This is a genomic window from Halorubrum sodomense, assembly GCF_900111935.1.
Lineage (GTDB): Archaea > Halobacteriota > Halobacteria > Halobacteriales > Haloferacaceae > Halorubrum > Halorubrum sodomense.
The window spans coordinates 508429-534595 of the sequence record NZ_FOYN01000001.1; the positions used below are offsets into that span (position 1 = coordinate 508429).

Annotated in this window: 28 protein-coding genes; 16 read left to right on the forward strand and 12 right to left on the reverse strand. The window is 72.5% G+C overall.

What is annotated here, in order from left to right:
- The first annotated feature begins 8 nt into the window (after positions 1-8).
- Both BM286_RS02615 and BM286_RS02620 read left to right on the forward strand, forming a co-directional pair.
- The gene (locus tag BM286_RS02615) at positions 9-980 is read left to right on the forward strand and encodes a ribose 1,5-bisphosphate isomerase (protein WP_092920035.1); all 972 of its coding nucleotides are present in this window, start codon (positions 9-11) and stop codon (positions 978-980) included.
- The gene (locus BM286_RS02620) at positions 977-2218 is read left to right on the forward strand and encodes a carbohydrate kinase family protein (RefSeq protein ID WP_092920477.1); all 1242 of its coding nucleotides are present in this window, start codon (positions 977-979) and stop codon (positions 2216-2218) included. The genes BM286_RS02615 and BM286_RS02620 overlap by 4 nt, the downstream gene beginning before the upstream one ends.
- Before the next feature lie 42 nt (positions 2219-2260).
- Here the strand turns inward: BM286_RS02620 and BM286_RS02625 are convergent, their stop codons facing one another.
- The gene (locus tag BM286_RS02625; protein WP_092920036.1) at positions 2261-3010 is read right to left on the reverse strand and encodes a hypothetical protein; all 750 of its coding nucleotides are present in this window, start codon (positions 3008-3010) and stop codon (positions 2261-2263) included.
- Between the two features lie 106 nt (positions 3011-3116).
- Positions 3117-4232 (reverse strand): asparaginase, encoded by a 1116-nt coding sequence (locus BM286_RS02630; RefSeq protein ID WP_092920037.1) that lies wholly within the window; start codon positions 4230-4232, stop codon positions 3117-3119.
- Positions 4233-4515: 283 nt separating this feature from the next.
- Between BM286_RS02630 and BM286_RS02635 the strand changes: the two genes are divergently transcribed.
- The 3 genes from BM286_RS02635 to BM286_RS02645 all read left to right on the forward strand — a co-directional run bounded on the left by BM286_RS02635 (position 4516) and on the right by BM286_RS02645 (position 7544).
- The gene (locus BM286_RS02635) at positions 4516-4737 is read left to right on the forward strand and encodes a hypothetical protein (RefSeq protein ID WP_092920038.1); all 222 of its coding nucleotides are present in this window, start codon (positions 4516-4518) and stop codon (positions 4735-4737) included.
- A 215-nt stretch (positions 4738-4952) separates the two neighbouring features.
- Positions 4953-6611 (forward strand): DUF255 domain-containing protein, encoded by a 1659-nt coding sequence (locus BM286_RS02640; RefSeq protein ID WP_092920039.1) that lies wholly within the window; start codon positions 4953-4955, stop codon positions 6609-6611.
- Positions 6612-6737: 126 nt separating this feature from the next.
- Complete coding sequence (locus tag BM286_RS02645) at positions 6738-7544, forward strand: TrmB family transcriptional regulator (protein WP_092920040.1); 807 nt, start codon at positions 6738-6740, stop codon at positions 7542-7544.
- A 38-nt stretch (positions 7545-7582) separates the two neighbouring features.
- Here the strand turns inward: BM286_RS02645 and mptA are convergent, their stop codons facing one another.
- On the reverse strand, positions 7583-8509 hold the full coding sequence (gene mptA, locus BM286_RS02650) for a GTP cyclohydrolase MptA (protein ID WP_092920041.1): 927 nt from the start codon (positions 8507-8509) through the stop codon (positions 7583-7585).
- A 232-nt stretch (positions 8510-8741) separates the two neighbouring features.
- Between mptA and BM286_RS02655 the strand changes: the two genes are divergently transcribed.
- The 3 genes from BM286_RS02655 to BM286_RS02665 all read left to right on the forward strand — a co-directional run bounded on the left by BM286_RS02655 (position 8742) and on the right by BM286_RS02665 (position 9901).
- On the forward strand, positions 8742-9035 hold the full coding sequence (locus tag BM286_RS02655) for a 50S ribosomal protein L21e (RefSeq protein ID WP_006112901.1): 294 nt from the start codon (positions 8742-8744) through the stop codon (positions 9033-9035).
- 1 nt (position 9036) lies between these two features.
- Positions 9037-9393 (forward strand): RNA polymerase Rpb4 family protein, encoded by a 357-nt coding sequence (locus BM286_RS02660; protein WP_092920042.1) that lies wholly within the window; start codon positions 9037-9039, stop codon positions 9391-9393.
- Positions 9394-9466: 73 nt separating this feature from the next.
- On the forward strand, positions 9467-9901 hold the full coding sequence (locus tag BM286_RS02665) for a universal stress protein (protein ID WP_092920043.1): 435 nt from the start codon (positions 9467-9469) through the stop codon (positions 9899-9901).
- 27 nt (positions 9902-9928) lie between these two features.
- On the opposite strand, the gene BM286_RS02670 is transcribed toward BM286_RS02665, so the two are convergent.
- Both BM286_RS02670 and BM286_RS02675 read right to left on the reverse strand, forming a co-directional pair.
- Positions 9929-10732: a class I SAM-dependent methyltransferase gene (locus BM286_RS02670; protein ID WP_092920044.1), complete on the reverse strand. Its 804-nt coding sequence runs from the start codon at positions 10730-10732 to the stop codon at positions 9929-9931.
- Positions 10690-11526 (reverse strand): hypothetical protein, encoded by an 837-nt coding sequence (locus tag BM286_RS02675; protein ID WP_092920045.1) that lies wholly within the window; start codon positions 11524-11526, stop codon positions 10690-10692. The genes BM286_RS02670 and BM286_RS02675 overlap by 43 nt, the downstream gene beginning before the upstream one ends.
- Positions 11527-11628: 102 nt before the next feature.
- Here BM286_RS02675 and BM286_RS02680 point away from each other — a divergent pair, with 102 nt between their 5' ends.
- The 7 genes from BM286_RS02680 (at position 11629) to BM286_RS02710 (ending at position 17996) form a co-directional block, all read left to right on the forward strand.
- A complete protein-coding gene (locus tag BM286_RS02680) occupies positions 11629-12216 on the forward strand; it encodes a DUF655 domain-containing protein (protein WP_092920046.1) in 588 nt (195 codons plus the stop codon).
- A gap of 97 nt (positions 12217-12313) precedes the next feature.
- Positions 12314-13225, forward strand: coding sequence for a 16S ribosomal RNA methyltransferase A (locus BM286_RS02685; protein ID WP_092920047.1), 912 nt, complete (start codon positions 12314-12316; stop codon positions 13223-13225).
- Entirely contained in the window at positions 13222-14406 is a 1185-nt protein-coding gene (locus BM286_RS02690; RefSeq protein ID WP_394327270.1) for a mechanosensitive ion channel family protein, read from the forward strand. Before BM286_RS02685 ends, BM286_RS02690 begins: the two co-directional genes overlap by 4 nt.
- Entirely contained in the window at positions 14403-15020 is a 618-nt protein-coding gene (locus tag BM286_RS02695; protein WP_092920049.1) for a HemK2/MTQ2 family protein methyltransferase, read from the forward strand. Before BM286_RS02690 ends, BM286_RS02695 begins: the two co-directional genes overlap by 4 nt.
- Before the next feature lie 77 nt (positions 15021-15097).
- Positions 15098-16114, forward strand: a complete 1017-nt coding sequence (locus BM286_RS02700) for a 5-methyltetrahydropteroyltriglutamate--homocysteine methyltransferase (protein WP_092920050.1) — start codon at positions 15098-15100, stop codon at positions 16112-16114.
- Positions 16114-17187 carry a methionine synthase gene (locus tag BM286_RS02705; RefSeq protein ID WP_092920051.1) on the forward strand — a complete coding sequence of 358 codons (1074 nt, stop codon included), beginning with the start codon at positions 16114-16116 and terminating at the stop codon, positions 17185-17187. Before BM286_RS02700 ends, BM286_RS02705 begins: the two co-directional genes overlap by 1 nt.
- 59 nt (positions 17188-17246) lie before the next feature.
- Positions 17247-17996, forward strand: a complete 750-nt coding sequence (locus tag BM286_RS02710) for a sugar phosphate isomerase/epimerase family protein (protein WP_092920052.1) — start codon at positions 17247-17249, stop codon at positions 17994-17996.
- Positions 17997-18002: 6 nt separating this feature from the next.
- Here the strand turns inward: BM286_RS02710 and BM286_RS02715 are convergent, their stop codons facing one another.
- The 3 genes from BM286_RS02715 to BM286_RS02725 all read right to left on the reverse strand — a co-directional run bounded on the left by BM286_RS02715 (position 18003) and on the right by BM286_RS02725 (position 21349).
- Positions 18003-18818 (reverse strand): DUF7547 family protein, encoded by an 816-nt coding sequence (locus tag BM286_RS02715; protein ID WP_092920053.1) that lies wholly within the window; start codon positions 18816-18818, stop codon positions 18003-18005.
- 75 nt (positions 18819-18893) lie between these two features.
- Positions 18894-20159, reverse strand: coding sequence for a GNAT family N-acetyltransferase (locus BM286_RS02720; protein ID WP_092920054.1), 1266 nt, complete (start codon positions 20157-20159; stop codon positions 18894-18896).
- An 89-nt stretch (positions 20160-20248) separates the two neighbouring features.
- Entirely contained in the window at positions 20249-21349 is a 1101-nt protein-coding gene (locus BM286_RS02725) for an NADH:flavin oxidoreductase/NADH oxidase (RefSeq protein WP_092920055.1), read from the reverse strand.
- A gap of 113 nt (positions 21350-21462) precedes the next feature.
- On the opposite strand from BM286_RS02725, the gene BM286_RS15410 reads away from it, so the two are divergent.
- Positions 21463-21624 carry a DUF7331 family protein gene (locus BM286_RS15410; protein ID WP_167603293.1) on the forward strand — a complete coding sequence of 54 codons (162 nt, stop codon included), beginning with the start codon at positions 21463-21465 and terminating at the stop codon, positions 21622-21624.
- Positions 21625-21692: 68 nt separating this feature from the next.
- Here BM286_RS15410 and BM286_RS02730 read toward each other — a convergent pair whose 3' ends face one another.
- The 4 genes from BM286_RS02730 to BM286_RS02745 form a co-directional block, all read right to left on the reverse strand.
- On the reverse strand, positions 21693-22280 hold the full coding sequence (locus BM286_RS02730) for a response regulator (RefSeq protein WP_092920056.1): 588 nt from the start codon (positions 22278-22280) through the stop codon (positions 21693-21695).
- Positions 22281-22539: 259 nt separating this feature from the next.
- Positions 22540-23817, reverse strand: coding sequence for an aminotransferase class V-fold PLP-dependent enzyme (locus BM286_RS02735; RefSeq protein ID WP_092920057.1), 1278 nt, complete (start codon positions 23815-23817; stop codon positions 22540-22542).
- A gap of 133 nt (positions 23818-23950) precedes the next feature.
- Positions 23951-24289 (reverse strand): cupin domain-containing protein, encoded by a 339-nt coding sequence (locus BM286_RS02740; protein ID WP_092920058.1) that lies wholly within the window; start codon positions 24287-24289, stop codon positions 23951-23953.
- Positions 24290-24389: 100 nt separating this feature from the next.
- Entirely contained in the window at positions 24390-26081 is a 1692-nt protein-coding gene (locus BM286_RS02745; RefSeq protein ID WP_092920059.1) for a YcaO-like family protein, read from the reverse strand.
- Positions 26082-26167: the final 86 nt, after the last annotated feature.

Genomic DNA, 26167 nt, shown 5'->3' on the forward strand with positions numbered 1-26167 from the left:
GGATCGGTATGACAGACACGGAGCCGTCGCCGCCGGTCCGCGAGATCGCCGAGTCGATCGCGACGATGGAGATCCGCGGCGCGGCCACCATCGCCTCTGCGGCCGCCGAGGCGCTCGCGGCACAGGCGGAGGCGGCGGCCGAGGCGGACGCGACCGGGAGCGACCCCGCGGCGTTCCGCGCGTCGATGCGCGCCGCGGCCCGGACGCTCCGCGAGACGCGCCCGACCGCGGTGTCGCTGCCGAACGCCCTCCGGTACGTCCTCCAGCGGATGGAGGGCGATTCGGTCGACGCGCTCCGCCGGAGCGTCGTCGACGCGAGCGAGGCGTTCGTCGACCAGCTCGACCGCGCGCAGGAGGACCTCGGGCAGGTCGGCGCGAACCGCCTCGCCGACGGCGACACGGTGATGACCCACTGCCACTCCACCGACGCCCTGGCGTGTATCGAGGCGGCCGTCGAGCAGGGGAAGTCGATCTCGGCGGTGGTCAAGGAGACGCGCCCCCGTCAGCAGGGCCACATCACCGCCGAACAGCTTCGCGACGCCGGCGTCCCCGTCACGCTCATCGTCGACTCCGCGGCGCGGCGCTACCTCGACGAGGTCGACCACGTCGTCGTCGGCGCCGACTCGATCGCCGCCGACGGCGGCGTGATCAACAAGATCGGCACCTCGGGGCTCGCGGTCAACGCCCGCGAGCGCGGCGTCCCGATCATGACCGCGGCCCAGACGATCAAGCTCCACCCGGAGACGCTGACGGGCCACACCGTCGAGATCGAGATGCGCGACGAAAGCGAGGTGATCGACCCCGAGTCCCGAGAGGAGATCGGCGAGATCTCGGTGGCGAACCCGGCGTTCGACGTGACCCCGCCGCGGTACATGGACGCGATCGTCACCGAACATGGGCAGTTCCCCCCGGAGAGCATCGTGGCGCTGATGCGGGAGCTGTTCGGCGAGGGCGCCGCCGAGCCGTGGGCCGAGCGATGAGCGAGGAAGGCGAGGGCGTCGACGACTGGGACGAGACGGTCGCGGAGTGGGGCCGCGAGGTCGACGAGTGGGAAGGAGATGTCCGCGAGCGTACGGGTGACATCCGCGAGCGCGCGGGCGGCGTCCGCGGGGACGGCGGCGATAGGGCCGGCCCTTCCGCCCGTGACGCCGTTGACGGCGATACCGACGCCGACGACTCTAACCCCGCCGACGACTCCGACCCCGAAGTCGACGCCGACCCCGCCGTCGACCGCGACCCCGACCTGCCCCCCGACGACGCCGACCGCGTGCCGAAGGTCGTCGCGGCCGGCCACATCAACTGGGACGTGACGATCCACGTCGACAGCCTCCCGGAGCCGGACGGCGAGACCCGGATCGACCGGCTCGAACAGTCGGGCGGCGGCAGCGCCGCGAACGTCGCGGTCGGACTCGTCGACCTCGGCGGCCAGTCCGTGGTCTACGGCAGCGTCGGCGGCGACGAGTCGGGCGCGCTGGCGCTGCGCGAACTCGCCAGCGCCGGCGTCGACCCCGGGCAGGTGCTGGTCGACGCCGACGAGCCCACCTCGGTGAAGTACGTCATCGTCGACGGCGGCGGCGAGCTGCTCATGCTCGCGAACGACGGCGCCAACGAGTCGTTCTCGGCGGCGGGGCTCGACCGCGACACGCTCGCGGCCGCCGACCACCTCCACCTCACCGGCCAGCAGCCGGAGACCGCGGCGGCGCTCGCGACCGCGGCCGCGGAGGCGGGCGCGACCCGGAGCTTCGACCCCGGGCGCCGCGTCGCGGACCGCGAGTTCGACGCCGCGCTCCACGCGAGCGACGTGCTCTTCGTAAACGACCGCGAGGCCGACGCGCTCGCGGCGGCGACCGACGTGGACCCGTGGGAGCCCGACGACCGCGTCGTCGCGATCAAGCTCGGCGACGAGGGCGCGACGGTCCGCACCCCGCACGGCAGCGTCTCGCACCCGGGATTCGACGCCGACCCGGTCGACACGACCGGCGCGGGCGACGCCTTCGCGGCCGGGTTCCTCGCGGCCGCGCTGCGGGAGCCGGAGATCACCGGCGACGGGTTCTCGCACGACCCGCGCGACTACCAGGTGCCGATCTTAGTCGGCAACGCCTGCGGCGCGGTCGCGACCGAGTCGGTGACCGCACGCACCGACCTCTCCTGGGACCGCGTCCGCGAGACGATGGGCGAGTCGCCCGAGACGGACCTGCTCATCGAGGTCCGGACCTGACGCGACCGACGCGCCGGCGGTCGCGTCTCCTGCCGCTCGGCGCTACCCCCGGTCCGCCCGGAGCGCGAGCGGGCCGTCGCCGCTCCGGACCGTCCCCGTCTCGCCCCAGCCGTCGGTGACCGAGAGCCGGGCCGCGTCCGGGAGCGGATCGCTCGTGACGCGGAGCAGCGCGGCCGGATAGGTGATCGCCTGGCCGCAGGCCACCTGGTAGTCGCCGGCTCCTCGGACGGCCGCGTCCGCGACGAGGGTCCCGTCCTCGACGCCGATCTCCTCGAACGCGATTTCGTTGTGACAGGTGGTCGGGCCGACCGACTCGACGTAGATGAGCACCGAATCTCCGAAGTCGGTCTCTTCGACGAACGCGGCGGTCTCCGCCGGCGCGTCCCGGAGCAGCTTCGAGGCGTCGCCCTCTCCCGTGATCAGCGCGTAGAGACCGCGGCGCTCCTCGCGGCTCCACGCCGGCCCGGAGAGCGCGGCGCCGACCTGGTGGACCTCGGTCTCGGGGGCCGGGTCGCTCTCGCCGTCGCCGCCGTCGCCACCGTCATCGCCGGCGTCTCCGTTGTCGGCGCCGTTGTTGCCGGCGTCCCCGCTGTCGCCGCCGTTGTTGCCGGCGTCCCCGCTGTCGCCGCCGTTGTTGCCGGCGTCTCCGCTGTCGCCGCCGTCGCCACCGTCATCGCCGGCGCCGCCGTTTCCGCCCGAAACCGGGTCGCCGCCCCCGGTACATCCCGCGAGCACGGCCGCGCCGCCGGCCGCGATGCCGCGGAGGGCGGCCCGTCGGGTGAGATTGGTCACGTCTTCCGGTACGCGGTCGATTGATAAGGGTTTCGCGTACGCTCAAACAGGCTTCTGACCCATCGATTCGGGCGATTCGGCGTCACTTCGACGATCCGCGATCGGTCTACGCCGGAGACGCGAACAGCGCGTCGATCTCGTCTCGGTCGAGGTCCGCCGCGAGGCCGAGCGCGAGCGCGACGCGCGCCTTCGCGGCCGGGAGGTCGCCGGCGAACGTCACCCCGTGGTCCGCGAGCGTGACGGCGCCACCGGGGGTCCCGTACACCGGTTCCGTCGGCCCGGCCGGCGGGCGACCGGCGACGACGACCGGCACCGACTCGACCGCCTCCCCGATCGTGTCGCCGAGCGCCCCGGTGACGTTCCCGAGGCCGGTCCCCTCGACCACGATCCCGCCGACGCCCGCCTCGAGCGCGCGCTCGAGTGCGCCTGCGCCGACGCCGGTACCCGAGTGGATCACCGGGACCTCTGGCACGTCCGCGGCGCCCTCGATCGCGTCCGCGAGCGGGTCGACCGCGACGCCGCGCTCGGGGGGACGGACGAGCCGCGAGGCGGCGCGGGTGAACGTCGCGACCGGTCCCGCTCCCGGGGAGGTCATCGTCGACAGCGCGTTGCTGTGGCCCTTCACGATGTCGCGGGCGGCGTGGAGTTCGTCGTCGAACGCGACGTGAACCCCGGGCGCGAACCGGTCGTCCGCGGCCGCCCGGACCGCGAGCGCGAGGTTCGCGGGCACGTCGCTGGACGGTTCGTCGAGCCGGCGCTGCGCGCCCGTGACGACGACCGGCGCGTCGAGGTCGGTGAGGACGTCGAGCGCGAACGCGGTGTCCGCGAGGGTGTCCGTCCCGTGGGTGACGACGACGCCGTCGGCCGCCCCGTCCGCGTCGCCGTCGGCGGCGTCCCGGTCGACCGCGTCGCGCGCGGCGTCCGCGGTCGCGAGCACGTCTCTCCACCGAACGTCGAAACCGGGCCGTGAACACGCCTCCCTCGTCGTCACCCGCGCGTGGTCGCCCGCGGCCGGCACCGCCGCCACGAGGTCGTCGCCGGTCTTCTCCGGGGCCGCTCCGTCGTCGCTCGGCTCCGACGCGATGGTGCCGCCGCAGGCGACGACCGTCACGTGCGGGCGGCCGCCGTCGGCGTGCGCGTCGGGACGGTCTCGATCCCCCCTGTCGTCGCGTCTCGGGTCGTCCGGGTCGTCGTATCGGTCGCGGCGATCGGTTTCGGTCATATCCTCCCCTCGCTCCCGACGGACAAATCGGTTGGTGCCGCGGCAGTCGCTCGGCTTCCGGTGGGGCGACCCGTCGACGCGCCGGCACCGACCGATCGATCCCTCTCGGGCGCGTCCGGGGGCGCTCGGTGACGATCGCGAAACAAAGGATTAGAACGCGTTGTGAACAGTTAAAATGTCTCTGCGACGGTTTTAAAATGACCCGATCGGTCGAGAAACGCCGTGAAATTCGTCGAACCCTCGACGGGGTATATGTGGTCCCCCGTCGTACGGGGAAGCGTCCATGTCAATCCCCGCTCCCACCCGACTCGCCTCCGGCGAACGGCTCGCCGGGCTGATGACCGGAACCGTCGAGGCCGCCGCCTTCTGGGCGGCCATCGCCATCCCGGCGACGTACCCCGCCCTGCTGTACTCGGGGCTCGACGGCGGCACCGGGCAGCTGTTCGTCGCCCTCCTGTTCGCGAACGCGCTCGCGCTCGCGCTGGGTCACGACCACAAGCGCTGAGAGTCGACGCCGGACCGCTCGGAGAGAGCCGACCCGAATCGCCCGTCCGAACGCCGACCCGAACCGCTCGTCCGAACGCCGACGCGTCGCGTGGACACCGGCGCTGCCCTCCTCTCGCGGTCGCCCTCCGTCCCCCTGCGGTCGTTCCCTCCACCGCTCTCTCCCCGGCGTACCGCTCTCGAAGCGCTTACCCCCGCCCCGGACCGACTGCGCCCATGAGCGACGAGACCCGCGTCGAGTGGCGCGACTGGGGCCCCGAGGCGTTCGCCGAGGCCGACGAGCGCGACCGCCCGGTGCTGCTCTCGCTGTCGGCCACCTGGTGCGAGGGCTGTCACGAGATGGACGCGATCACCTACGCGGAGCCGCGGATCGCGGCCAACGTCAACGAGGGGTTCGTCCCCGTCCGCGTCGACGTCGACCGCCACCCGCGGGTGCGCGAGCGGTACAACATGGGCGGGTTCCCGACGACCGCCTTCCTGACGCCCGAGGGGACGCTGCTGACGGGCGCGGGCTATCTCGACGTCGACGGGATGCGACAGGTCCTCGAATCGGTCCGGCAGATGTGGGCCGACAAGGGGCGCGAGGCCGGGCGTATCCCGCGTGCGCTCGACGCCGACCTGCCGCCCCGCGGCGAACTGACCGACGAGATAGAGAGCCACTTGGCGGGCCAACTGGAGGCCAAGTACGACGACGACCACGCCGGCTGGGGGACCGACGCGAAGTTCCCGCTCCCTCGCACCGTCGAGTTCGCGCTGAAGCGCGACCGGAACCGCGCGCTCCGGACGCTCGACGCGGTCCGCGACCACCTCGCCGACGACGTCGACGGCGGCTTCTTCCGGTACGCGGGCACGCGCGACTGGGGCGACGTCGCCTACGAGAAGCCGCTCGACACGAACGCCGCGGTGACCCGCGCGTTCGCGAACGCCTTCCTCTACACCGGCGACGAGGCGTACCTCGACCCCGCGCTCGACGCCGTCGGCTTCCTCACCGACGAGCTCTGGACCGGCTACGGCGTCGGCGGCAGCCTCGGGCCCGGACTCGGCCGGGCCTACTACGCCGCGCCCGCCGAGGACCGCGCGGACCTGGACGAACCCCGCCGCGACCTCACCGTGTTCGCCGGCGGCAACGCGCTCGCCGCGGACGCGCTGCTCGCGGTGGCCGCCTACACCGACGACGAGCGCGCCCGCGAGTACGCCGGCCGGATCCTCGACGGCCTCGAACGCGACCTGATCGACGCCGAGAGCGGCGCGGTGACCCACTACCGCGGCAGCGACGAGGCGGGCGAGACCGACCTGCTGGAGGACGCCGCCCGCGTCGTCGGGGCGTACGTCCGCGCGGCCGGCGTGCGCGGCGAGGGGGCCGACGTGGCCCGCGCGGTCGCGGACCGCGCGATCGAACGGCTCCGCGTCGACGGGTCGTTCGTCGACGGGCCGCGCTCCGGGCCGGGGCTGCTCGACCGGTCGTTCCGGCCGCTCGACGCCAACGTGGAGATGGCGACGTCCCTGCTGGACCTGGCGGCGCTCACCGGCGAGGACCGCTACCGCGAGGTCGCGCGGGAGACGGCCGCGGCGTTCGCCGGCGCTACCGAGCGCCTGAGCGTTCAGGTCGCCGGCTACGGGAGCCTCGCCGGTCGCCTCCGGCGCGACACGACCATCATCGCGGTCGGGACCGAACCCGGGAGCGACCTCCACCGCGCCGCGTGGCGGGTCGCCGACCACGAGAAGGTGATCGCGCCGAATGCCCACGAGACCGACGCGCCCGCGCCGCGGACGGTTCCGGCCGGGACCGCGGTCGTCCTCGCCGGCGACGGCGCCTCCGACCCGGCGGAAACGCCGAACGAGTTGATGGACCGGGTCGCCGACGTGCTGGCCTGACGCGACGGACGCGCGTCGGACCGGGAAACGGCCGGACAGTCGGCGGCAATACTCGGTCCGCCGGATCCGGCCGCCCGTATCGTAAACCGGCGACGCGTTTATACGGGTGCCGGGGCATCCCCGGGTATGGCATCTCTCCGCGATCTGGGGCTCTCCGAGTACGAGGCCCGGGCGTACCGCGCGCTTCTCCGGACCGGACCGACCACGGCGAAGGACCTCTCCCGGGCCAGCGAGGTCCCGATGGGTCGGATCTACGACGTGCTCAACAGCCTAGAGCAGCACAGCCTCGTCCGCAGTCAGGCCGCGAGCCGGCCGAAGAAGTACCTCGCGGTCGAGCCGGACGCCGCGCTCGACCGCCTGCTCGACGAGAAGAAGCGGGAGCTCCGGACGCAGGCCGAGCAGTACGAGTCCGTGGTCGACGACCTGTCGACCGAGCTCGACGCGGGCGAGCCCGTCGACGGGCAGTTCTGGACCGCCGCGGTCGGTGCCGAGGAGGCGACCGATCTCCTCTTAGAGCGGATCGCCGCCGCGGAGCGTCGGGTGGTCGTGGTCGCGGGCGCGCCTGCGACCGGGTTCGACCTCGGGACGATCGGCGAGCGCGTGACCGCCGAACTGGAGTCCGCGCTCGAACGCGGCGTGGAGATCCGAGTGCTGCTGTCGCCGGCGACGGTCGACGGGCTCCCGCGGAGCGTGGGACGCCGGTACACCGCGGAGCTGGCCGACATGGACGGGTTCGAGGTCCGGACGTCGCCGGGCGTCGACGGGACGTTCAACGTGTTCGACGAGATCGAGGTGTGTATCGAGGTGCCGCACCCGCTGTCGGCCGACGAGCCGTTCGCGATGATCGACGTGAAAGACATCGAGTTCGCGACGAGCGTGAAAGACCAGTTCGAGCCGCGCTGGGCGGAGTCGGAGCCGCTGACGTTCGGGTGAAGGATGGCCGGGCGAGAGCGCGACGCGAGCCGCGGCGCCTACCGGCCGAGCTCGTCGCGGAGGTCGCCCAGTTTGACCTCGCGCTCGGCGTGGGCGTTGTGCTGGTGGATCGACTCGTCGTTCGACTGCTTCACGCGGATCACGGCGTCGTCAGAGAGGTGCGGGAACTCCTCGACGGTCCCTTCGGCGAGCGCGCGGACGCAGTCCTCGACGAACTTCGCGTCGGCGTGGGCCTCGTAGGTCATGTGGTCCTCGTCGGGCCGCTTCGCCATGTTGTAGATCCGCGCGCTCATCGAGTCGCGGGCGACGTCGATCACGTCCCGGAGGTCGACGTCGGGGTGGCCGTCGGTCGTGATCGTCAGGGTCGCGTGGCCGCGCTGGGAGTGACCCGGCTGCGGGACGGCGTCGAGGAACTCCTCGGTCGTCTCCTCGTCGACGCCGAGCTGGGCGAGCTTGTCGCGGGCTCGCGACTCGCTCATCCCCTGCGAGCAGGGGCAGACGGTCATGCCGGTGACCTCGGCGCCGATCTCCTCGCGCGTCCCGTCCTCGGTGGCGGTCGCGCTGGCGACGATCGTCGCCGTGCTCTGGGTCTCGATACCGGACGCCGGCGTGTCCTCGCGGGTGACCAGCTCCGCCGACATCGACACCTCGGCGGTGGTGGTGTAGTCGTGTTTCTCCAGGAGCCGCTCGGCCGCGTCGCCGCAGACGTCCTCGACGCGGTACGCCTCCTCGCGGGTGATGTCCTCGAGGATCTCGTCGACGGTCGCGAGGTTCCGCGACATGTCGATCCCCTTCCGGCCGCTGGGGAGGTCGACGAACACTTCGAACTCCGCCATGAGAACGATGGGACGCTTGTCGCCACGCGCGATCTTGACGAGCTTCTCCACCCCGGTGACGCCGACCTGCGAAAGCCCGACGGTGACGTCGGGCGCGGACGCCTGTACGTCCGGCAGCTGGTGACTCATTACGAACACGTTAGGGAACTCCCGGGATTAGCCCTTTCGGAAGGGGGAGACGCGTCTGGTAGTCGTGCGCGCGACTCGAGCAGGGGCCCGCTCGCGGTGGCGGCGGCCCCGCTTCGCGTTGGCAGCGGGCCCCTCCTCGCGCCCGTCACGACCCGTCGCGTGTGAGTCGCCCACGTCCTTCGGGCCGTAACGCACGATTTATAACGGCGGCAGCGGAACGTAATCCAAGACCATGCCGAGTTCCAATGGGCCGCAGAAGGCGACTCGCGACAAGCTCTCGAACAAACCCCGCAACCGCGGCACCTCCCCGCCGCAGCGAGCGATCCAGGAGTTCGACGAGGGGTCCCAGGTCCACCTCAAGATAGACCCGAGCGTCCCGAAGGGGCGTTTCCACCCGCGCTTCGACGGCCGAACCGGAACCGTCGTCGGCAAGCAGGGGTCGGCGTTCAAAGTCGAGATTCCGGACGGCGGCAAGACGAAGACCCTCATCGTCACCGCCGCCCACATGCGGGCCCAGCAGAACTGAGATGACGATATTCAAGGAAAAACTGGACGAGGAGTACGTCACCACCTCCGAGGCGAAGGAGATCCTCGTGGAGATCGAAGACGAGCGCGCGGCCGACGAGGACCGCGACCTGCGCTACGAGCTGGCCCGCGCGATCGAGCACGTCAATCGGTTCGCGGACCTCGACCCCGACGAGTCCCGCGAGCTCGTCGAGGAGCTCACCGAGCTCGATCAGGTCGACCTGCCGACCGCCGTGAAGATCACCGACCTGCTCCCCGAGGACCGCACGGAGCTCCGCTCGGTGTTCGCACAGGAGCGGTACTCGCTCGACGGCGAGGAGCTCGACGAGATCCTCGACGTCGTCGCGAAGTACGCCTGAGCACGCCCCCCCCGGCCCGGCGGGGCGATTCTCCGACACGTTTTTTCAGATTTCCGCACGTACGTCGACCCGCATGTACCAGACCACCCTCGTTCCGACCGGAGCGGGCGACGCCGCCCTCGACGCCGTCGACGACGCGACCGAGATCACGGCGGCGGACGGAACGGTACACGTCCTCGGCGTCGTCGAGGAGATCCCGATGTACGACCGCTCCGGCAAGCCGGAGAAGTTCGACGACGACGACCCCGAGCGCCGCGAGCGGCTGGAGGCGGCGGTCGACCGGGTCGCGACGGCCGTCGCGGACGCGGGTATCGACAGTGAGACGGCGGTCGAGTCCGGGGTTCCGGCCCACGAGATCGCCGCGTACGCCGACGCCGTCGACGCGGACGCGGTCGTGATGGGCAAGCGCGGCCTCGACGCCGCCGCCGACGACCTGCTCGGCAGCACGACCGAACGCGTCATCCGGACCGCCGACGCGACCGTCGTCTCCGTCCCCGTTTCCGGGTGACCCCGGACGACCGACCGCTCCCGGGCGTCACCGGTCGCGACCCGCCTCGACGACGATCGTCCCGAGGAGGCGGCGCCGTCGCTCCCGGACGCCGGTGTGGTCGTCGAGCGCGCGCCGTGCGGCGGCGGTCCGGTCCGCGAGCCTCCCGAGCGGATCGTCGGTCCGCGCGTCGAAGAGCCGCCCGTTCAGCGCCACGAACGCCCGGAGCGCCGCGTTCGCGAGGCGGTTTCCCTCCGGAACGAACGCCGCGAGGACGACGGTGTCCGCCAGGTCGCACCACCGGCGCACGACCGCGTACGGGTCGGGGAAAAGCGAGGTGACGAACGTCGCGAGGACGCCGTCCGCGGCCGCCACCGGGGGGCGCTCGGCGTCGGCCTCGACGAGCGAGACGTTCTCCCAGCCGCGCCGCTCGACGAGCCCCGCCGCCCGGTCGAGCATCCGCGGCGAGATGTCGACGCCGACGACGCGACCGCTCGGACCGACGGCGTCGCGGAGCGCGGGGAGGTTCACTCCCGGGCCGCAGCCGAACTCGATGACCGTGTCGCCGGGGTCGAGGGCCAGCGCGTCGACGCAGGCGGCGCGGACGCCGCCGACGGACGCGGTGGCCCGCGCGAACCAGTCGTAGACGCGGGCCCACGCGTCGTAGCCGCGTCGGATCCGGCGCAGCCGACGCGGGTCGGTCGCTCCGAACTCGCCGTCCGCCGCGGGATCGTCGCTCGCCGCGGGATCGTCGCTCGCCGCGGGATCGTCGCTCGCCGCGGACCCGCTCTCGCCGTCGCCGTCGCGGGTCACGGGTCGGCGTCGACGGCGGCCGGGGGCGTCCTCGGCCACCAGCGCGCGGGTCCGTCGCGCGCGACCGTCGAGTGACACCGCTCGGAGTCCGTACACCCTCGCGGCCGCCGGTAGGCGATCCCCCGCTCCGCGAGGTACGAGACGTAGCCGTCGTCGACGCGGTCCAGCTTCTCGTGGCACACCCACCGCTCGCCGCATCGCCCGGCCGCGAGGTTCCGGTACGGACACGTGAACGTCGTGCGCTCGGCGCCCCCCTCGGAGGCGGTCTCGTCGATCCGCACGCCGACCGTCCGGTACGCCAAGCGGAGCCGGCGGACGACCGCACGCGGCGACGACGCGCCGAGGAAGAGGACGTGCGCGAGCGCGTACCCGAGGTCGTGGAGCAGCCGCTCGCCCCGCGTCAGCGACGCGCGGTCGCCCTCCAGCCGCGACCGGAGGGTGCCGTACCACTCCGCGATCTCGCGGACGTCGTCGCGCAGCGCCGCCGCCTCCGCGAGGCGCTCGCGGCGCTCTTCCAGGGCCGTCGGTCCGTCGGAGAGGCGGAACGACGGCACCGCCTCGACGTGTTCGAGCACCCGCTCGCGGAGGCAGTCGCCGTCGGCGTGCGCCGCGACGCGCCGCCGGAGTTCCGGGTACCAGTTCCGCGTCAGAGCGCCGTACGCGCCGTCGAGCAGGTCGTCGACCCGCGCGACGTCGCCCGCGTCGGTCGGCTCGCCCCGTTCCGGATCGCCCGCTGCGTCGGCCGTCGACCCTCTCTCCGCGTTCGCCTCGGGCGAGGCGCCCGGGAACGCCTCGACGAGTCGAACCAGTTCCGCCGGCTCCGGTTTCGCCATGGTATCACGTCGCACTCGACGCTCTTGAATCCGACCGTCGGCGGTCGCAGCGCGTCCCGCCTCGCCAGCGGTTTTTTCATCGCTCGGAGCGATGAACGATGTATGAACGACGTCGACGACCTCGCCGGCGAAAGCGGAGCCGACGGCGGCGGCCCCACCGCCGTCCTGCTCGACGTGCTGTTGAACGGGCGTCCCGACGACGACCGCCCGCAGTCCCGCAAGTCGCCGGTGGCGTACGGGCTCGGCGCCGACTCGTTCGCGCTGTACGAACTGACGCTCGACGGCGAGCCGGACGTCTCGGTCGGCGACCGTATCGCGCTGGACGGGCCGGCCGTCGGCCGCTACCGCGAGGTGTCGTTCGACGACCTCACTCGAAACGCGGCCGCGGAGGTCGAGTACGCCGCGGAGGCGATCGTCGACGCCGACGAGGAGCGGTTCGTCGACTTCTACAACGAGGCGGGGCCGATCACCCTCCGACTCCACCAGCTGAACCTGCTGCCGGGGATCGGCAAGAAGCTGCGGAACGACCTCCTCGACGAGCGGAAGCGCGGCCCGTTCGAGAGCTTCGACGACGTCGAGGAGCGCATCTCCGGGCTCCACCGCCCGCGGGAGGTGATCCTCGAACGGATCGTCGAGGAGATCCGCGAGCCGGATCTGAAGTACCGGACGTTCGTCGGTCGCGAGGAGTGAACACCGGCTCCTCGGCGCGCGGACCGACGACCGTCGGTTCGCCGCCGCGCCGCCCCCGAAACGAGACTTTTACCCGAACACCGCGTGTACCCCGGCTATGACCGACTCATCGACGGGTGAGAACGCCGCGTACGGGGGTCGCGACCCCGACGCGCTCGCGAGGCGGGCGGGCTCGCGCGCCGACCCCGACCGCGACCAGCACTTCCTCGTCGACGACCGGGTCCTCGACCGCATTCCCGGCTACCTCCCTGAGGACGCCGACACCAGTCACCTCCTCGAGATCGGCGGCGGCGCGGGCGCGCTCACGGACCGCCTGCTGGCGACGACGACCGCGGACGCGGCCGCCGACGCGAGCGGAGCGCCCGGTCGCCTGAGCGTGATCGAACGCGACGGCGCCTTCGCCGAGTTCCTCCGCGAAGAGTTCGCGGCCGCGGTCGCCGACGGGCTCCTCGACGTGGTGGAGGGCGACGCGCTCGACGTCGAGATCCCGGATTTCACCGCCTGCGTCGCCAACCTCCCGTACGGGGTCTCCTCGGAGATCGCCTTCCGGCTGCTCCCGGAGCGGAAGCCGCTCGTGTTGATGTTTCAGGCGGAGTTCGCCGACCGGATGGTCGCGTCGGCCGGGGAGTCCGCGTACGGCCGGCTCTCGGTGTCGGCGCAACACTACGCCGACGTCGAGATCGTCGAGCGCGTTCCGAAGGAGGCGTTCGACCCGCAGCCGGCCGTCGAGAGCGCCGTCGTGCGCTGCACGCCTCGCGACCCCGACTACGTCGTCGGCGACGAGGCGTTCTTCCTCCGGTTCGTGAAGGCGCTTTTCACCCAGCGGCGCAAGACGGTGCGGAACGCGGTGCGGAACACGGCGCACATCTCCGGGCTCGACGACCCGGAGGCGGTCGTCGACGCGGCGGACGAGGAGCTGCTGCGTAGTCGCCCCGGCACGCTCGAGCCGGCGGCGTTCGCGGCGCTGGCCGAGCTGGCCCGCGAACGCGGGTCGCCGACGGAGGCGTGACGATGACGGGCTGGGTCGGCCTCGTGACGGATCTTCAACGCGCGCTCGCGGGCAACTTCGAGCGGTTCGCCGCCTCGGTGGGCATCGTCGCCGCGGTGCTGGGGGTGCGGCTCCTCACGCGGCGGCTGCGGCGCGGCGACAGGGAGCTCACCTCGACGCAGCGGCTCCTGCTGTCGGCGGGCGTCGGCGGCGCCACCGCGCTGGGCGCGATCACGCTGATCGCGGTGTGGGACCAGAGCGGCGCCCTCTTCGAGACGGCCCAGTCGGCGCTGAGCGCGAACCAGCTGTCGAACGTCGTCCTCGCCGTGCTCCTCCTGGCGATCGCGTACGCGCTCACCGACTTCCTCGGGGGCGTCATCCGCGAGATCGGCGCCGAGAGCGCGTCGATCTCGCAACACCAGCAGGAGGTCATCCTGCGGATCACGCAGCTGAGCGTCTACACGTCCGCGATACTCGCCGTCGTCGGGCTGTTCACCGACAACGTCGGTAGCCTCCTCGTCGGCGCGGGGTTCCTCGGGATCGTGGTCGGGATGGCGGCGCGGCAGACGCTCGGGGCGATACTGGCCGGCTTCGTGCTGATGTTCTCCCGGCCGTTCGAGGTGGGTGACTGGGTCGAAGTCGGAGACCACGAGGGAACGGTGACCGAGATCTCGATCATGAGCACGCGGCTGCGGTCGTTCGACGGCGAGGTGATCACGATGCCGAACGACACCGTTCGCTCGGGCTCGATCGTCGACCGGTCGCGCCGGAACCGGCTGCGGATCGAGGTCGAGGTCGGCGTCGACTACGACACCGACGTCGAGCGCGCGGCCGCGGTCGTCGAGGAGGCCGTCGCCGGGGTCGACGACGTCGCCGAGATGCCCGAGCCGAACGCCGTGACGAAGCGCTTCGACGACTCGGCGGTCGTGTTGGGGCTCCGCTACTGGATCCGCAACCCCAGCATGCGGAAGCGCTGGCGCACCCAGACCGCCGCGATGAACGCGATGAAGGGGGCGCTCGAGGACGACGGGATCGTCATCCCGTTCCCGCAGCAGACGCTCTCCGCCCGGTCGGAGGGGGCCTCCGGACCGCAGTTGGACGCGTCGGTCGAGGAGCGCGCGGCGACGCGCGGCGGGTCGGAAGGCGCGGACGACGGAGACGCCGGCGCGACCGACGGCGGCCCGGAGGACGACGGCCGATGACCCGCGGCGGTGACGAGCGCGACGCCGGTGACGAGCGCGGCGGCGACCTCGCGGCGCTGCGCGGCGCCGACGACGCGGTCGTCTACCAGCCCGCGGAGGACTCCGGGCTGCTCGCGGAGGCGGCGGTGGCGGAGGCCCACGGCCGCGTGCTGGAGGTCGGCACGGGCTCCGGGTGGGTCGCGGAGCGGATCACCGAGGAGCGCGGCCTCGACGTGGTCGGCAGCGACCGCAACCCGCACGCGGCGCGACAGGCCCGCGAGCGCGGCGTCGAGGCCGTCGTCGCCGACCTCCTCGCGCCGTTCCGCGCGGACGCGTTCGACGCGGTGTGCTTCAACCCGCCGTACCTCCCGACCGACCCCGACAACGAGTGGGGCGACTGGATGGAACACGCGCTCTCGGGCGGCGAGTCGGGCCGCGAACTCATCGAGCCGTTCCTCGACGACGTGGGTCGCGTCCTCGCGCCCGACGGCGTCGTCCTCCTGCTCGTCTCCTCGCTCACCGGCTACGACGAGGTGCTCGACCTGGTCGACGAGGCGGGATTCGCGGCCGAGCCGGTCGTCGAGGAGTCGTTCCCCTTCGAGACGCTCACGGTGCTGGCGCTGCGTCGAGCGTAGCCCCGCCACCGGTGAATTACTCCAGAGAATAATATACATTAGCAAATATTATACGACGGCATATCTAACGGAGGGTAATGACCGAACGTGTCGCGGCGACGCCGGGGCTGTACCCGCTCCCGGACCGGGCGAAAGAGACCCTCTCGGACCTGAAGGGCCACCAGAAGGGCGACCTCCTGGGCGGCGACGAGGGCGAAGCGATCGTCGCGGAGTACGACGAGGTACGCGCCGAGTACGTCGACCACCAGCTGGACGCCGGCCTCGACCTGATCTCCGAGGGGCAGGGCCGCTGGGACGACATGATCGCGCACCCGCTGACCGTCAGCGACGCCGTCGAGACCGGCGGGATCGTCCGGTACTACGACAACAACAACTTCTACCGCGACCCGCGCGTCGTCGACGACCTCGCCTTCTCCGGCGACGTGGCCGACGAACTGGAGAAGGCGACCGATCTGCTCGCGGACGCCGACGGCGCCGCCGACGCCTCGCTCGCGGCGACGCTTCCCGGGCCGTACTCCCTCGCGGAGCTGGCGACCGACGAACACTACCGCGACGAGGCCGAGTTCCAGGCCGCCGTCGCGGAGTTCCTCGCGGGCGAGGTCGCGGCGTTCCCCGACCACGAGACGCTGTTCCTCCTCGAGCCGTCGCTCGTCACGACCCCGCCCGTCGAGGGCGCGGAGGAGCGCGCGACGGACGCGATCGCGACCGTCGCGGCCGAGACGGACGCCGACGTGGTCGTCCAGACGTTCTACGGCGCGCTCGGCGAGAAGCTGTACGCCCACCTCGTCGACGAGGCGGGTGCGGACGCGCTCGGGTTCGATCTGGTCGCCGGCGACCGCGACGACACCGTCTACAACGTCCAGGAGTTCGGCGCGACCGACTCGCTGTCGCTCGGGCTCGTCGACGGGCAGAACACGCTCGTCGAGGAGCCGGAGACGGTCGCGGAGCGCGTCGAGTGGTTCGAGTCGCAGATCCCGCTGGAGGGGTTCGACCGGACCTACCTCACGCCCAACACCGAGCTGTTCTACCTGCCGACGAACAAGTATCGCGCGAAGCTGAACGCGCTGGCCGCCGCCGCGGAGGTGCTCGACTGATGGTCCGAAACCCGTCCGCCAACCGCGACCAGTTCCGCCCGGCCGACCACCCGAACGAGACGTTCCTGCTCTCGACGGTCGTCGGCTCGTACCCGAAGCCGAAGTGGCTCAACCGCGCCGACGAGCTCGTCGACGACCCCGATTCGAAGTTCGACGCGTCGGACCTCGAGGAGGCGCACGACGACGCCTGCCGGCTCATCACCCACGAGCACGAGCGCGCCGGGCTCGACACCGTCGTCGACGGCGAGATGCGCCGCAACGAGATGGTGGAGTTCTTCGCCGACCGCATCGACGGCTACGAGTTCAACGGGCCGGTGAAGGTGTGGGGCCACAACTACTTCGACAAGCCGAGCGTGGTCGAGGAGGTCGCGTACGACGAGCCGTGGCTCGTCGACGAGTTCGAGTTCACCGCCGGGGTCGCCGAGCGCCCGGTCAAGGTGCCGATCACGGGGCCGTACACCCTCGGCTTCTGGGCGTTCAACGAGGCGTACCCCTCCACCGAGGAGCTCGTCTACGACCTCGCGGACCTCGTCAACGAGGAGGTCGAGAAGCTGGTCGAGGCGGGCGCGCGCTACATCCAGATCGACGAGCCCGCGCTGGCGACGACGCCCGAGGACCACGCCATCGTCGGGGAGGCGCTCGAACGGATCGCGGCGGGCATCCCCGAGGAGGTCCGGATCGGCCTCCACGTCTGCTACGGCGACTACTCGCGGGTGTATCCCGAGATCAACGACTACCCGATCGACGAGTTCGACCTGGAGCTCTCCAACGGCGACTACGAGCAGATCCCCGTCTTCGAGGAGCCCGAGATCGAACCGGACCTCGCGCTCGGCGTCGTCGACGCCCACACCGCCGAGGTGGAGTCGGTCGAGGAGATCAAACGGAACATCCGCCAGGGCCTCCGCGTCGTCCCGCCGGAGAAGCTCACGATCTCGCCCGACTGCGGGCTGAAGCTGCTCCCGCGCGACGTCGCGTACGGCAAGACCGAGAACATGGTGACCGCGGTCCGCGAGGTCGAGGCCGAGATCGACGCCGGCGAGATCGACCTCGACAATCCGCTCGCGGACGACTGAGTCTCGGGCGACCGACGCCCCGACGCCATTTATTAGAGGTCCCCGCTCCACGGGCCGCCATGGAGATCGGTGTGACGGTCGGCGACGACCTCGACCGGCTCGCGGCGTCGTCGAGGCGGTTCGACTTCTGCGAGCTCGGCGTCGGCGAGCCGACGCTCGTCCCGGGCGATATCGACCTGGAGCGACTCGGTGACGCGCTCGGCGACCGCGACCTGCTCGTCCACCTACCGTACGGCCAGCGGCTGGCGACGTACGTCCCGGAGGTGAACGACGCCATCGTCGACTACCAGCGCCGCCTCCTCCACGCGGCCGGCGACCTCGGCGCCGAGAAGGCGGTCCTCCACGCCACCTCCGCTGACCGCGACGACGTCGAGTTCCGGGAGACCGCGGCCGAGCAGCTCCGGCGGGTCGCGGACGCCGGCCGCGAGGCGGGCGTCGAGGTCGTCGTCGAGAACGTCGGCCACCAGCACGCGGGGCTCCAGCTCTCCGTCCTCGGCGACCTCGCCCGCGAGACCGACACGTCGGTCTGCTTCGACGTGGGCCACGCGTACATGGAGGGCGGCAACGAGGCGATCAAGCGGTTCCTCCGGAGCCACGGCGACCGGGTCTCGCACCTCCACTGTCACGACGTCCGCCGCCGCGGCGACACGCACCTCCCCGTGGGCGCCGGCGAGGTCGACTACGACCTCGTCGAGTCGGAGCTCGCCGGCTTCGACGGGACGGTCGCCCTGGAGGTTTTCACCGACGACGAGACGCTGCTCCGCGACTCCGCGGAGCGCGTCGCCGACCGGCTCGGCGCCTCGTTCTGAAGGCGCTCAGTCCGTCCGGCCGCCGTCGGCGTCCGCGTCGTCGTCGCCCGCGCCGTCGGCGTCGGCCTCCGCGTCGGTCTCGTCTCCCGCCTCGTCGCCGTCGATCTGGCGCTTTATCGACTCCAACTCGGACTCGACGTCGACCTCCGGCGGGTCGTCGACGTCGCCGGCCGCTTCGTTCTCGTCGGCCCCGCCCTCGCCGGGTTCGGTCACGTCGATCTGAACCGGACTCGCGTCGGCGCCGCGGTCTGACGGCGTCTCGTCCCGATCTCGGTTCCCGCCGTCTCGCTGTCGTCCCCCGTCGTCTCGCCGACCGTCGCGGTCCCGCCCGAGCCGTCGGTCTCGCGCGGCGTCCGCCTCCCGGCGCCCCTCGTCGATCCGGGACTCGATCTCGGCGGTGAGGTCGCGCGCGTCGGCGATGATCGACCGCGAGGCGGCGTCCTCGGGGAGGTCCGCCTCCGAGAGCGCGGTCCGGAGCTCCGAGAGTGACCGCGAGAGCCCGGCGGTCGCGCCGTCGCGGACGTCCGCGAGGCGGTCGCCGGCGCCCTCCGCGCCCTCGGCGACGCTCCGGCCGGGGTCCGCGAGCCTGAGGGTTCCCTGAAGCAGTTCGAGGGACTTGATCGTCGTCTCCAGCAGCGCGATGAGCGTCGGAATCGTGTACTGTTCGGTGAACCGCACCAGCTCCGAGAGCCGGGGCGGCCGCGGGGGCCCGCGGCGGTCGCGCTCGGTCTCTCGGAGGTCGGCGCGGAGCTCGCTCAGCACGTCCTCGAGCTCGTCGAGCCGCTCCTCGAGGTCGTCGTCACGTCGGTCGCGGGAACTCATACCGCTCGCTACGGCGCCCGCGAATAAAAAGCCCGGCAGCGCCGTGGGGCGCTCTGCTCGGTCGCCTCGCTCCGCTCAGAACCCCTCGCGCAGGAAGGTCCGCCGCGGCGGGAACAGGGCGGCGAGGTCGGTCGCGAGGTCGTCGGGGGCGTCGTCGTCGACGTCGAAGGGAGCGTGCGCGCGGAGGTCGTCGACGCCGCGGTAGCCGGCGTACAGCTGCGAGAGCGCGCCGATACCGGCGGTCACGTCGGGGGCGGCAGCGGAACTACCCTCTCCGGCGCCGACCCGCTCGGCGTCGACCGCGCCGTCCGAGACCGTCACCCGGACCGGCCGGCCGTGCCAGTCGACGAGGGGGTCGTCGACCGCGAGCGTGAACGCGGCGTCGAGGTCGGGGTCGGGCGCCAGCGCGGTCAGCGCGTCGGCCACGTCCACGAGCCGGAACATGGGGCCGGCGCGGACCTCCTCGGTCACCGCGCGCGGGTCGTCGACGCGGTCGAGGACGCTCACGTCGACCGGGAGCCGGAGGCGAACCCGCTCGACCTGCGAGTCGTGGTCCCGGCAGAACCGGAAGACGCGGTCCCAGTCGGCGGGGTCGGCGACCGCGGCGTCGGAGACGACCATCGCGCGCCCGTCGCCGTCGTCGCGCTCCTCGAAGGTGTACGACAGCAGCGCGCGGAGGTCGCCGTCGCGCTCGAAGCCGTAGACGTACGGGTCCGTCTGCCACCCGCGGAGGGTGCGCTCGCGCCACCACGCCTCGGTCCGCGCCATCGTGAAGTCGTAGCGCTCCGCGGTCGCGGCGAGGAGGTCGGCGGCCGCGTCGTGGTCGTCCTCACCGAGCCGGCGGAACTCGCCCGCCTCGTCGGTGCCGTCGTCTCCTGCCGGGTCGGCGCCCTCCTCGGCCGCGAACGCCAGCTGCTTCGGGGGAGCTTTCACCCAGCGGTACCGGTTCACCGTCTCCCAGCCGTACCGACGGTAGAAGGGGTGTTCGAAGGGCCAGAGCACGGAGAAGCGCACTCCGTCGTCGCGGTACTCCGTCAGCGACTCGCGGAGGAGCCGCTCGATGTGGCCCTGCCGCCGGTGTTCGGGCGGGGAGGCGACCGCGGAGAGGCCCGCCGCGTCCCGGTCGCGCCCCCGGATCCGGAGCGAGAAGTCGTGGTGGCCGCACACCGCGACGGGATCGTCGCCGTCGAACAGCCCCCGGTAGTCGCCGAGGTGCTCCCGGTCGTCGTCGTCTTCCTCCGGGTCGTAGGGGCCCTCCTCGGGCGAGAAGGCGTAGCGCATGAACGCGCGGAACTCGTCGTCGCGCTCCTCGGGGAAGGGCCGGTAGTCGAGGTCGCCCATACGCCGAGGGCGGCCGGAAGCCGGATAAGCCTTCCCGGCGCCTGCGGGTGGTTCTCACCCCTCGCTGCGAGGGGGACCGGTGAGTCCGCTCAGTCGAACCTCCCGCGCCGGTACTGGACCGGCCAGTCGGCCTCCGCGCCCAGCTCGTGGGCCGCCTCCAGCGGCCAGTAGGGGTGCCGGAGCATCTCGCGGCCGAGCGCCACGAGGTCGGTCCGCCCGTTCCGCACGAGGGCGTCGGCGTGGGTCGGCTCCGTGATCCCGCCGACCGCGGCGACGGGCACGTCGGTCCCCTCGCGGATCGCCTCGGCGTACGGGACCTGGTAGCCCGGGCCCGCGCTCGGGACCTCCTGGTCCGGGTGGATCCCGCCGCCCGAGACGTCGATCAGGTCGGCGCCGGCCTCGGCCAGCACGGGGGCCAGCCGCACCGAGTCGTCCACGTCCCACGAGTCGCGGTCCGGGAGCCAGTCCGTCGCGGAGATGCGGACGAAGACCGGCTTGCCGTCGGGCCAGACCTCGCGGACGGCCTCGACGACCTCGCGCAGGAGACGGCTGCGGTTCTCGAAGCTCCCGCCGTACTCGTCACCGCGGTCGTTGGTCACCGGCGAGAGGAACTGGTGGAGCAGGTAGCCGTGGGCGGCGTGGACCTCCGCGATCTCGAAGCCGATCCCCCGTGCGCGTTCCGCGGCGGCCGCGAAGGAGTCGATCACCTCGCCGATCCCGTCCCCGTCGAGCCGTCGGGTGTCGGCGAGGTCCCCCTCGTCGACCTCCGGGTGCGGGTACGGCTCGTCGGCCGCGGAGACGGTCTCCCAGCCCGCGGGCTCGTCGGCGGGGATCGGCCCGCTCCCCTCGGCCGGCGGCCGGTGGGAGGCCTTCCGCCCGGCGTGGGCCAGCTGGATCCCGGGGGTCGCGCCCTGCGACCGGACGAACTCGACGATCGGTTCGATCGCCTCGGCGTGGTCGTCGGACCAGATCCCGAGGCAGTTCGGCGTGATCCGGCCGCGGGCCTCGACGGCGGTCGCCTCGGTCATCACGACGCCGGCGCCGCCGGCGGCGCGGGCGCCGAGGTGGACGCGGTGCCAGTCGTTCGCCAGCCCGTCCTCGGCGGAGTACTGACACATCGGCGAGAGCATCACGCGGTTTCGGAACTCGGTGTCGCGGAGCGCGAGCGGCGTGAACAGCGTGTCGGTCACGGGTCGGCGGACGGCCGCCCCGAGGTAAGGCCCTCCGATCCCCCGCGCGGATCGCCGCCTGTGGTTTAGGCCGACCGAAATCTATAACACCGCCGGTCCCTGAGCGGGTTGTAATGACAACGGGAGACCGGATCGAGCGGGACGCCGAGTCGGCGACCGACGAGCGACCGACGGTCGCTGCGACCCGCTGCTCTCAGGACCGGACCGTCTTCGCCGAACAGGGCAACACCGACGCGTGGATCGCGACCGACCTCACGGTCGACCTCGAACGGTAACGAAGCCCCTCTCGACGCTTGCGACGCCGCTGCGCCCCTTCTTCGGGTGCCGTCCGGCGCCCCCGACTTCACTCCTCGGAGCGCAGCGTCTCGCCCGGCGAGCCGAACGCCCGCGGCGTCGACGCGGCCGCCCGCTCCGCGCCCTTCCCGCGCTCCCGGCCCTCGTCGACGAGCGCGCGGATCCGATTTAGGATCGCGTCGAACCGGCCGCGGTCGGCCCCCTTCTCGAAGTAGGCGTCCGCGCCGGCGCCGAACGCCGCCGCCTCGCGCTCCTCTCTCGGACACGTGGTGTGGAAGACGACCGGGAGCCCGCGGTCCGCCCCGCGGAGCCGCTCCGCGAGGTCGACGCCGCCGCCGTCGGGGAGGCGCTGTTCGGTCACGACGCGGTCGACCCCGACCCGTTCGCCGTCGACCTCGACGCCCCCCTCGACCGCGTCGACCGCCTCGGCGACGCGCCCCACGGAGCGGACCCGGATCCGATCGGTGAGCCGCGCCGCGAACGCCTCCAGCAGCTCGGCGGAGCGCGCGTCGGGCTCCACCTGAAGGACGGTGATCGGCCCGTCGGCTCCCGCCGCGGACTCGTTCGCTGTCGGTTCCGCTCGATCGGCGTCCGCGTCCGCGGACGCGTCGGAGGGCGAAGACGTGTGGTCGGTCATGTGGTGTGTGGCGGGCGACGACTCGGCGAAGAGCGACTTACTACGCGAGTTGTGATCTTTCTTCAGTCAACAGTTGCCGAGGGGACGTGATAATAATTGCGGGATCGTCGCTTTCACGGCTTCAAAAGCCATTATTCAGTAGTATTAGGGGAGAATGGCTCGACGTGCGCGTGGTCGCCTCGAACCGACGGCGGTAGCCGACGAGCCGACCGCGAGGCGGGGTCGGCCCGCGACCCGGATCGAACGCGCCGAACGGATCTCAGGCGAACAGGTCGCGCGCCTCGCGGACGGCGTCGACCAGGGCGTCGACCTCCTCGACGGTGTTGTAGAAGTAGAAGGAGGCTCGCGCGGAGGCGGCGACGCCCATCTCGTCGTGGAGCGGCTGGGTGCAGTGGTCGCCGGCGCGGATCGCGACGCCGTAGTCGTTGAGGATGCTGGAGAGGTCGTGGGCGTGGACGCCCTCGACGTTGAACGCGACGAGCCCACCGCGGTCGTCGCCGGGCGGGCCGTAGATCTCGACGCCGCCGAGCGCCTCGAGTTCGTCGTAGGCGTACTCGGCCAGCAGGTCCTCGTGGGCCTCGACCCGGTCCATCCCGACCTCTTCGAGGTACTCGATCGCGGCCGCGAGGCCGACCCCCTGCGCGATGGAGGGCGTGCCGGCCTCGAACTTCCACGGGAGGTCCTCCCAGGTGGAGTCCTCGAAGGAGACGCGGCGGATCATGTCGCCGCCGTAGAGGTACGGCTGCATCCCGGCTAAGATCTCCTCGCGGCCGTAGAGGACGCCGATCCCGGTCGGCCCGCACATCTTGTGGCCGGAGAAGGCGAGGAAGTCGACGTCCAGCTCTGCGACGTCGACGGGGCGCGTCGGCACCGACTGCGCGGCGTCGGCGAAGATGAAGGCGTCGTGATCGTGCGCCATGTCCGCCAGCTCGCGGATCGGGTTTATCGTCCCGAGCGTGTTCGAGACGTGGACGACGGAGACCATCTCGGTGTCGTCGTCGATCAGCTCGGCGGCGTGGTTCATATCGAGCCGCCCCTCGTCGGTGATGTCGACGAAGCGCACGTCGGCGCCCGTCCGCCTGCCGATCTGCTGCCAGGTGACGAGCGAGGCGTGGTGCTCCATCTCCGAGAGGACGACGTTGTCGCCCGGACCGAGCTCCTCGAGCCCCCACGCGTACGCGACGAGGTTCATCGCCTCGGTCGTGTTCTTGGTGAAGACGATCTCCTCGCGGCCCGCGGCGCCGACGAACTCCGCGACCGCGTCGTGGGCCTCCTCGTAGGCGACGGAGGCCTCCTGGCTCAGCTGGTGGATCCCGCGGTGGACGTTCGCGTTGTAGCTCCGGTAGTAGTCGGAGATGGCGTCGACGACCGGGTCGGGCGTGTGCGAGGTCGCCGCGTTGTCGAGGTAGACGAGGGGGGTGTCGCCGCCCTCACCCTCGCCCGCTGTCTCCGGATCTCCGCCGACCTTCCGATCGAGGATCGGGAAGTCGGCGCGGAGCGCCTCCACGTCGAACGGGTACTGTTCCTGAACTCCCATTACCCCCAATCGGGGCCCGAGGGCTAACACACCTTCGGTCCGGTACGTCTTGCCCGTATCGCTGACGCGCGGGATCGCGCGATCCGCGGCGGTTCGCCGCCGAAATCCGACCGCCCGGTCGGCGACCTTCGGTCTACTCCCCCCAGTCCGGGTTCGCCCGCGGCGGCGAGAAGATGTCGTAGCCGACGGCCGGTTCGTCGGTCCGGTTCTCGGCGGCGTGCGGCTCGCCGCCGGGGATCGCGTAGGTGTCGTCCGGGCCGACCACGCGCTCCTCGCCGTCGACGAGGAAGGTGAGCCGCCCGGCCGTGATCACGCCGATCTGTTCGTGCGGGTGGTCGTGTTCGGGCACCGTCTCGCCCGGCTCGATCTCGAACCGCTGGATGCTCATCCCCTCGCCGACGGCGCCTTGAGTGAGGAACACGCCGTCGACCGCCTCGACCGCCTCCACGTCCGCGTCTGGTACGACCTCCATACGGCCTCCCGCGACCCGGAGGCACCTAAATCCGCGGGCGCGGGCAGTCGGCGCCGGAGGCGTCGGGCCCGACCGGCGCGGCGCGTCCCGAACCGCGCCCTCACGGGAACGGGTGGTACGGGCGGTCGAGCGCGGGCTCGAACCCCATCGACCGCGGCACGTCGCGGGCGCGGTCTCCGAAGAACGGCTCGCCGGTGAACAGGGGTTGCGCGCCGGGGACGAGCACCCGGACGGCCTCGAAGCCCAGGGTCGCGAGGTCGCGCGTCGTCACGCGCGCGACGCACGGGTCGAGCCCGACGCTCTCGACGCGCTCGACGACGGCCGACAGCTCCTCACTCCCCGACAGTTCCGGCTCCCCCACGCCGTCGGCCGAGACGGTCGCGTCCGGGTCGAAGAACGCGGCCGTCTCCGCGGGCAGGTCGGCGTGGTGGCCGATCGCGGCGCCCTGCTCGTCGGCCGCCTCCCGGCCCATCGAGCGCAGTTCGGTCCAGTTCTGTAGCGCCTCGGCCAGCGCGCTCCGGGCTGCGGCCGCCGGGTCGAGGTCGGCGCCCGATCCCGCGGCGAACCGCGGCCAGTCGCCCTCGCGGCTGACCCCGACCGCGACGACGGGCACGTCCACGTCGGTCGTGACGAGGAGGGGCGTCACCGACAGCGACTCCGCGCGGGCCCGCTTCTCCAACCCGGCGAACCCGGCGTCGTCGAGGTCGAGGCCGAGCGGCTCCGTCGCGGAGTACCAGCTGGTCATCGTCGCGTCGCGCTCGACCGTCTCGTACAGCCCGGAGAGCGCGGCGTCCGGCCCGGAGCTGCCCAGTCCCAGCCCGGTCGTGATCGGCGGTCGGTACCGGCGCTCCGGCGGCGGAAAGCCGACGAACTCCGCGGGGAGGCTCGCCGTCTCGCCCGTCCCGAGGCGCTCGCCGCGCACCCACGGGAGCCGGTCGTCGCGGTCGTACGGCTCGGCGCCGTCGGGGCGGACGAACGCGTCGGGGGTGACGGGGTTCGGGACGTTCGCGGCCGGCGCGCGCGTGAACTCGGCCTCGCGGTAGACGCCGGCCGCGTACCGCTCTAACCCCTCGCCGAGCGCCTTCATGAACGCGGCGTCCCAGTCGGCCGCCGCGCCGCCGCCGAAGTCGGCCGCGTCGGCGTCGGAGAAGGGCGTCGTGTCCGCGATCCGCGCGACGTAGTACGGGACCGGGAACGACTCCTGCTCGCCAACCTCCCCGAGCGCGCCGATCCGGGGGTCGACGGCCCGCTCCGCGCGGTCGATCGCGTCGTCGAGGCCGCGCTCGACGCCCTCGCGCGGGAGCGCGTCGCCGGGGTCCGTTCCGCAGTCGCATCCGGGCACGGGCAACAGCGTCCGCTCGCCGCCGGGGACCTCGACGACGGTGTCCGGCACCGGCTCGCCGGCGAGGAGGCGGATCATCCGCCGTCCGGCAAGCGCGCCGGCGTAGCGCACCGCGGACCGGCGACCCGACGGTGCGTCGCCCCGGTCGGGGCCGCCGCTCTCGACGCGGGCGCGCAGGCAGTCGTAGCAGGCGTCGTCGAAGACGGTCACCGCGGCGTCGAGGTCTCCGAGGGGGACGCCGCCGAGCCCGCCGACCTCGACCGCGATCCACCGGTCGAGCAGCTCGTTCGCGGCCGCGAACGCGGCCGATCCGGCGGTGTCGACGACGACCGCGGCGTCGAACCCGTCGAGCAACTCCGCCTCGACGGGCATCGCGTTCACGTCGACGTCGCCGAGCGCGGCCGCTGCGGCCTCGACCGCGGGGCCGTCACCGACAAGTCCGATATCCATATCCGGTCGACGCGAGGCGGCGAAAAAAAGCCGCGGGTCCGCGGCGGCGCACCCGGCCGGCCGGCGGCGAGCGAGTCGAGGGGGAG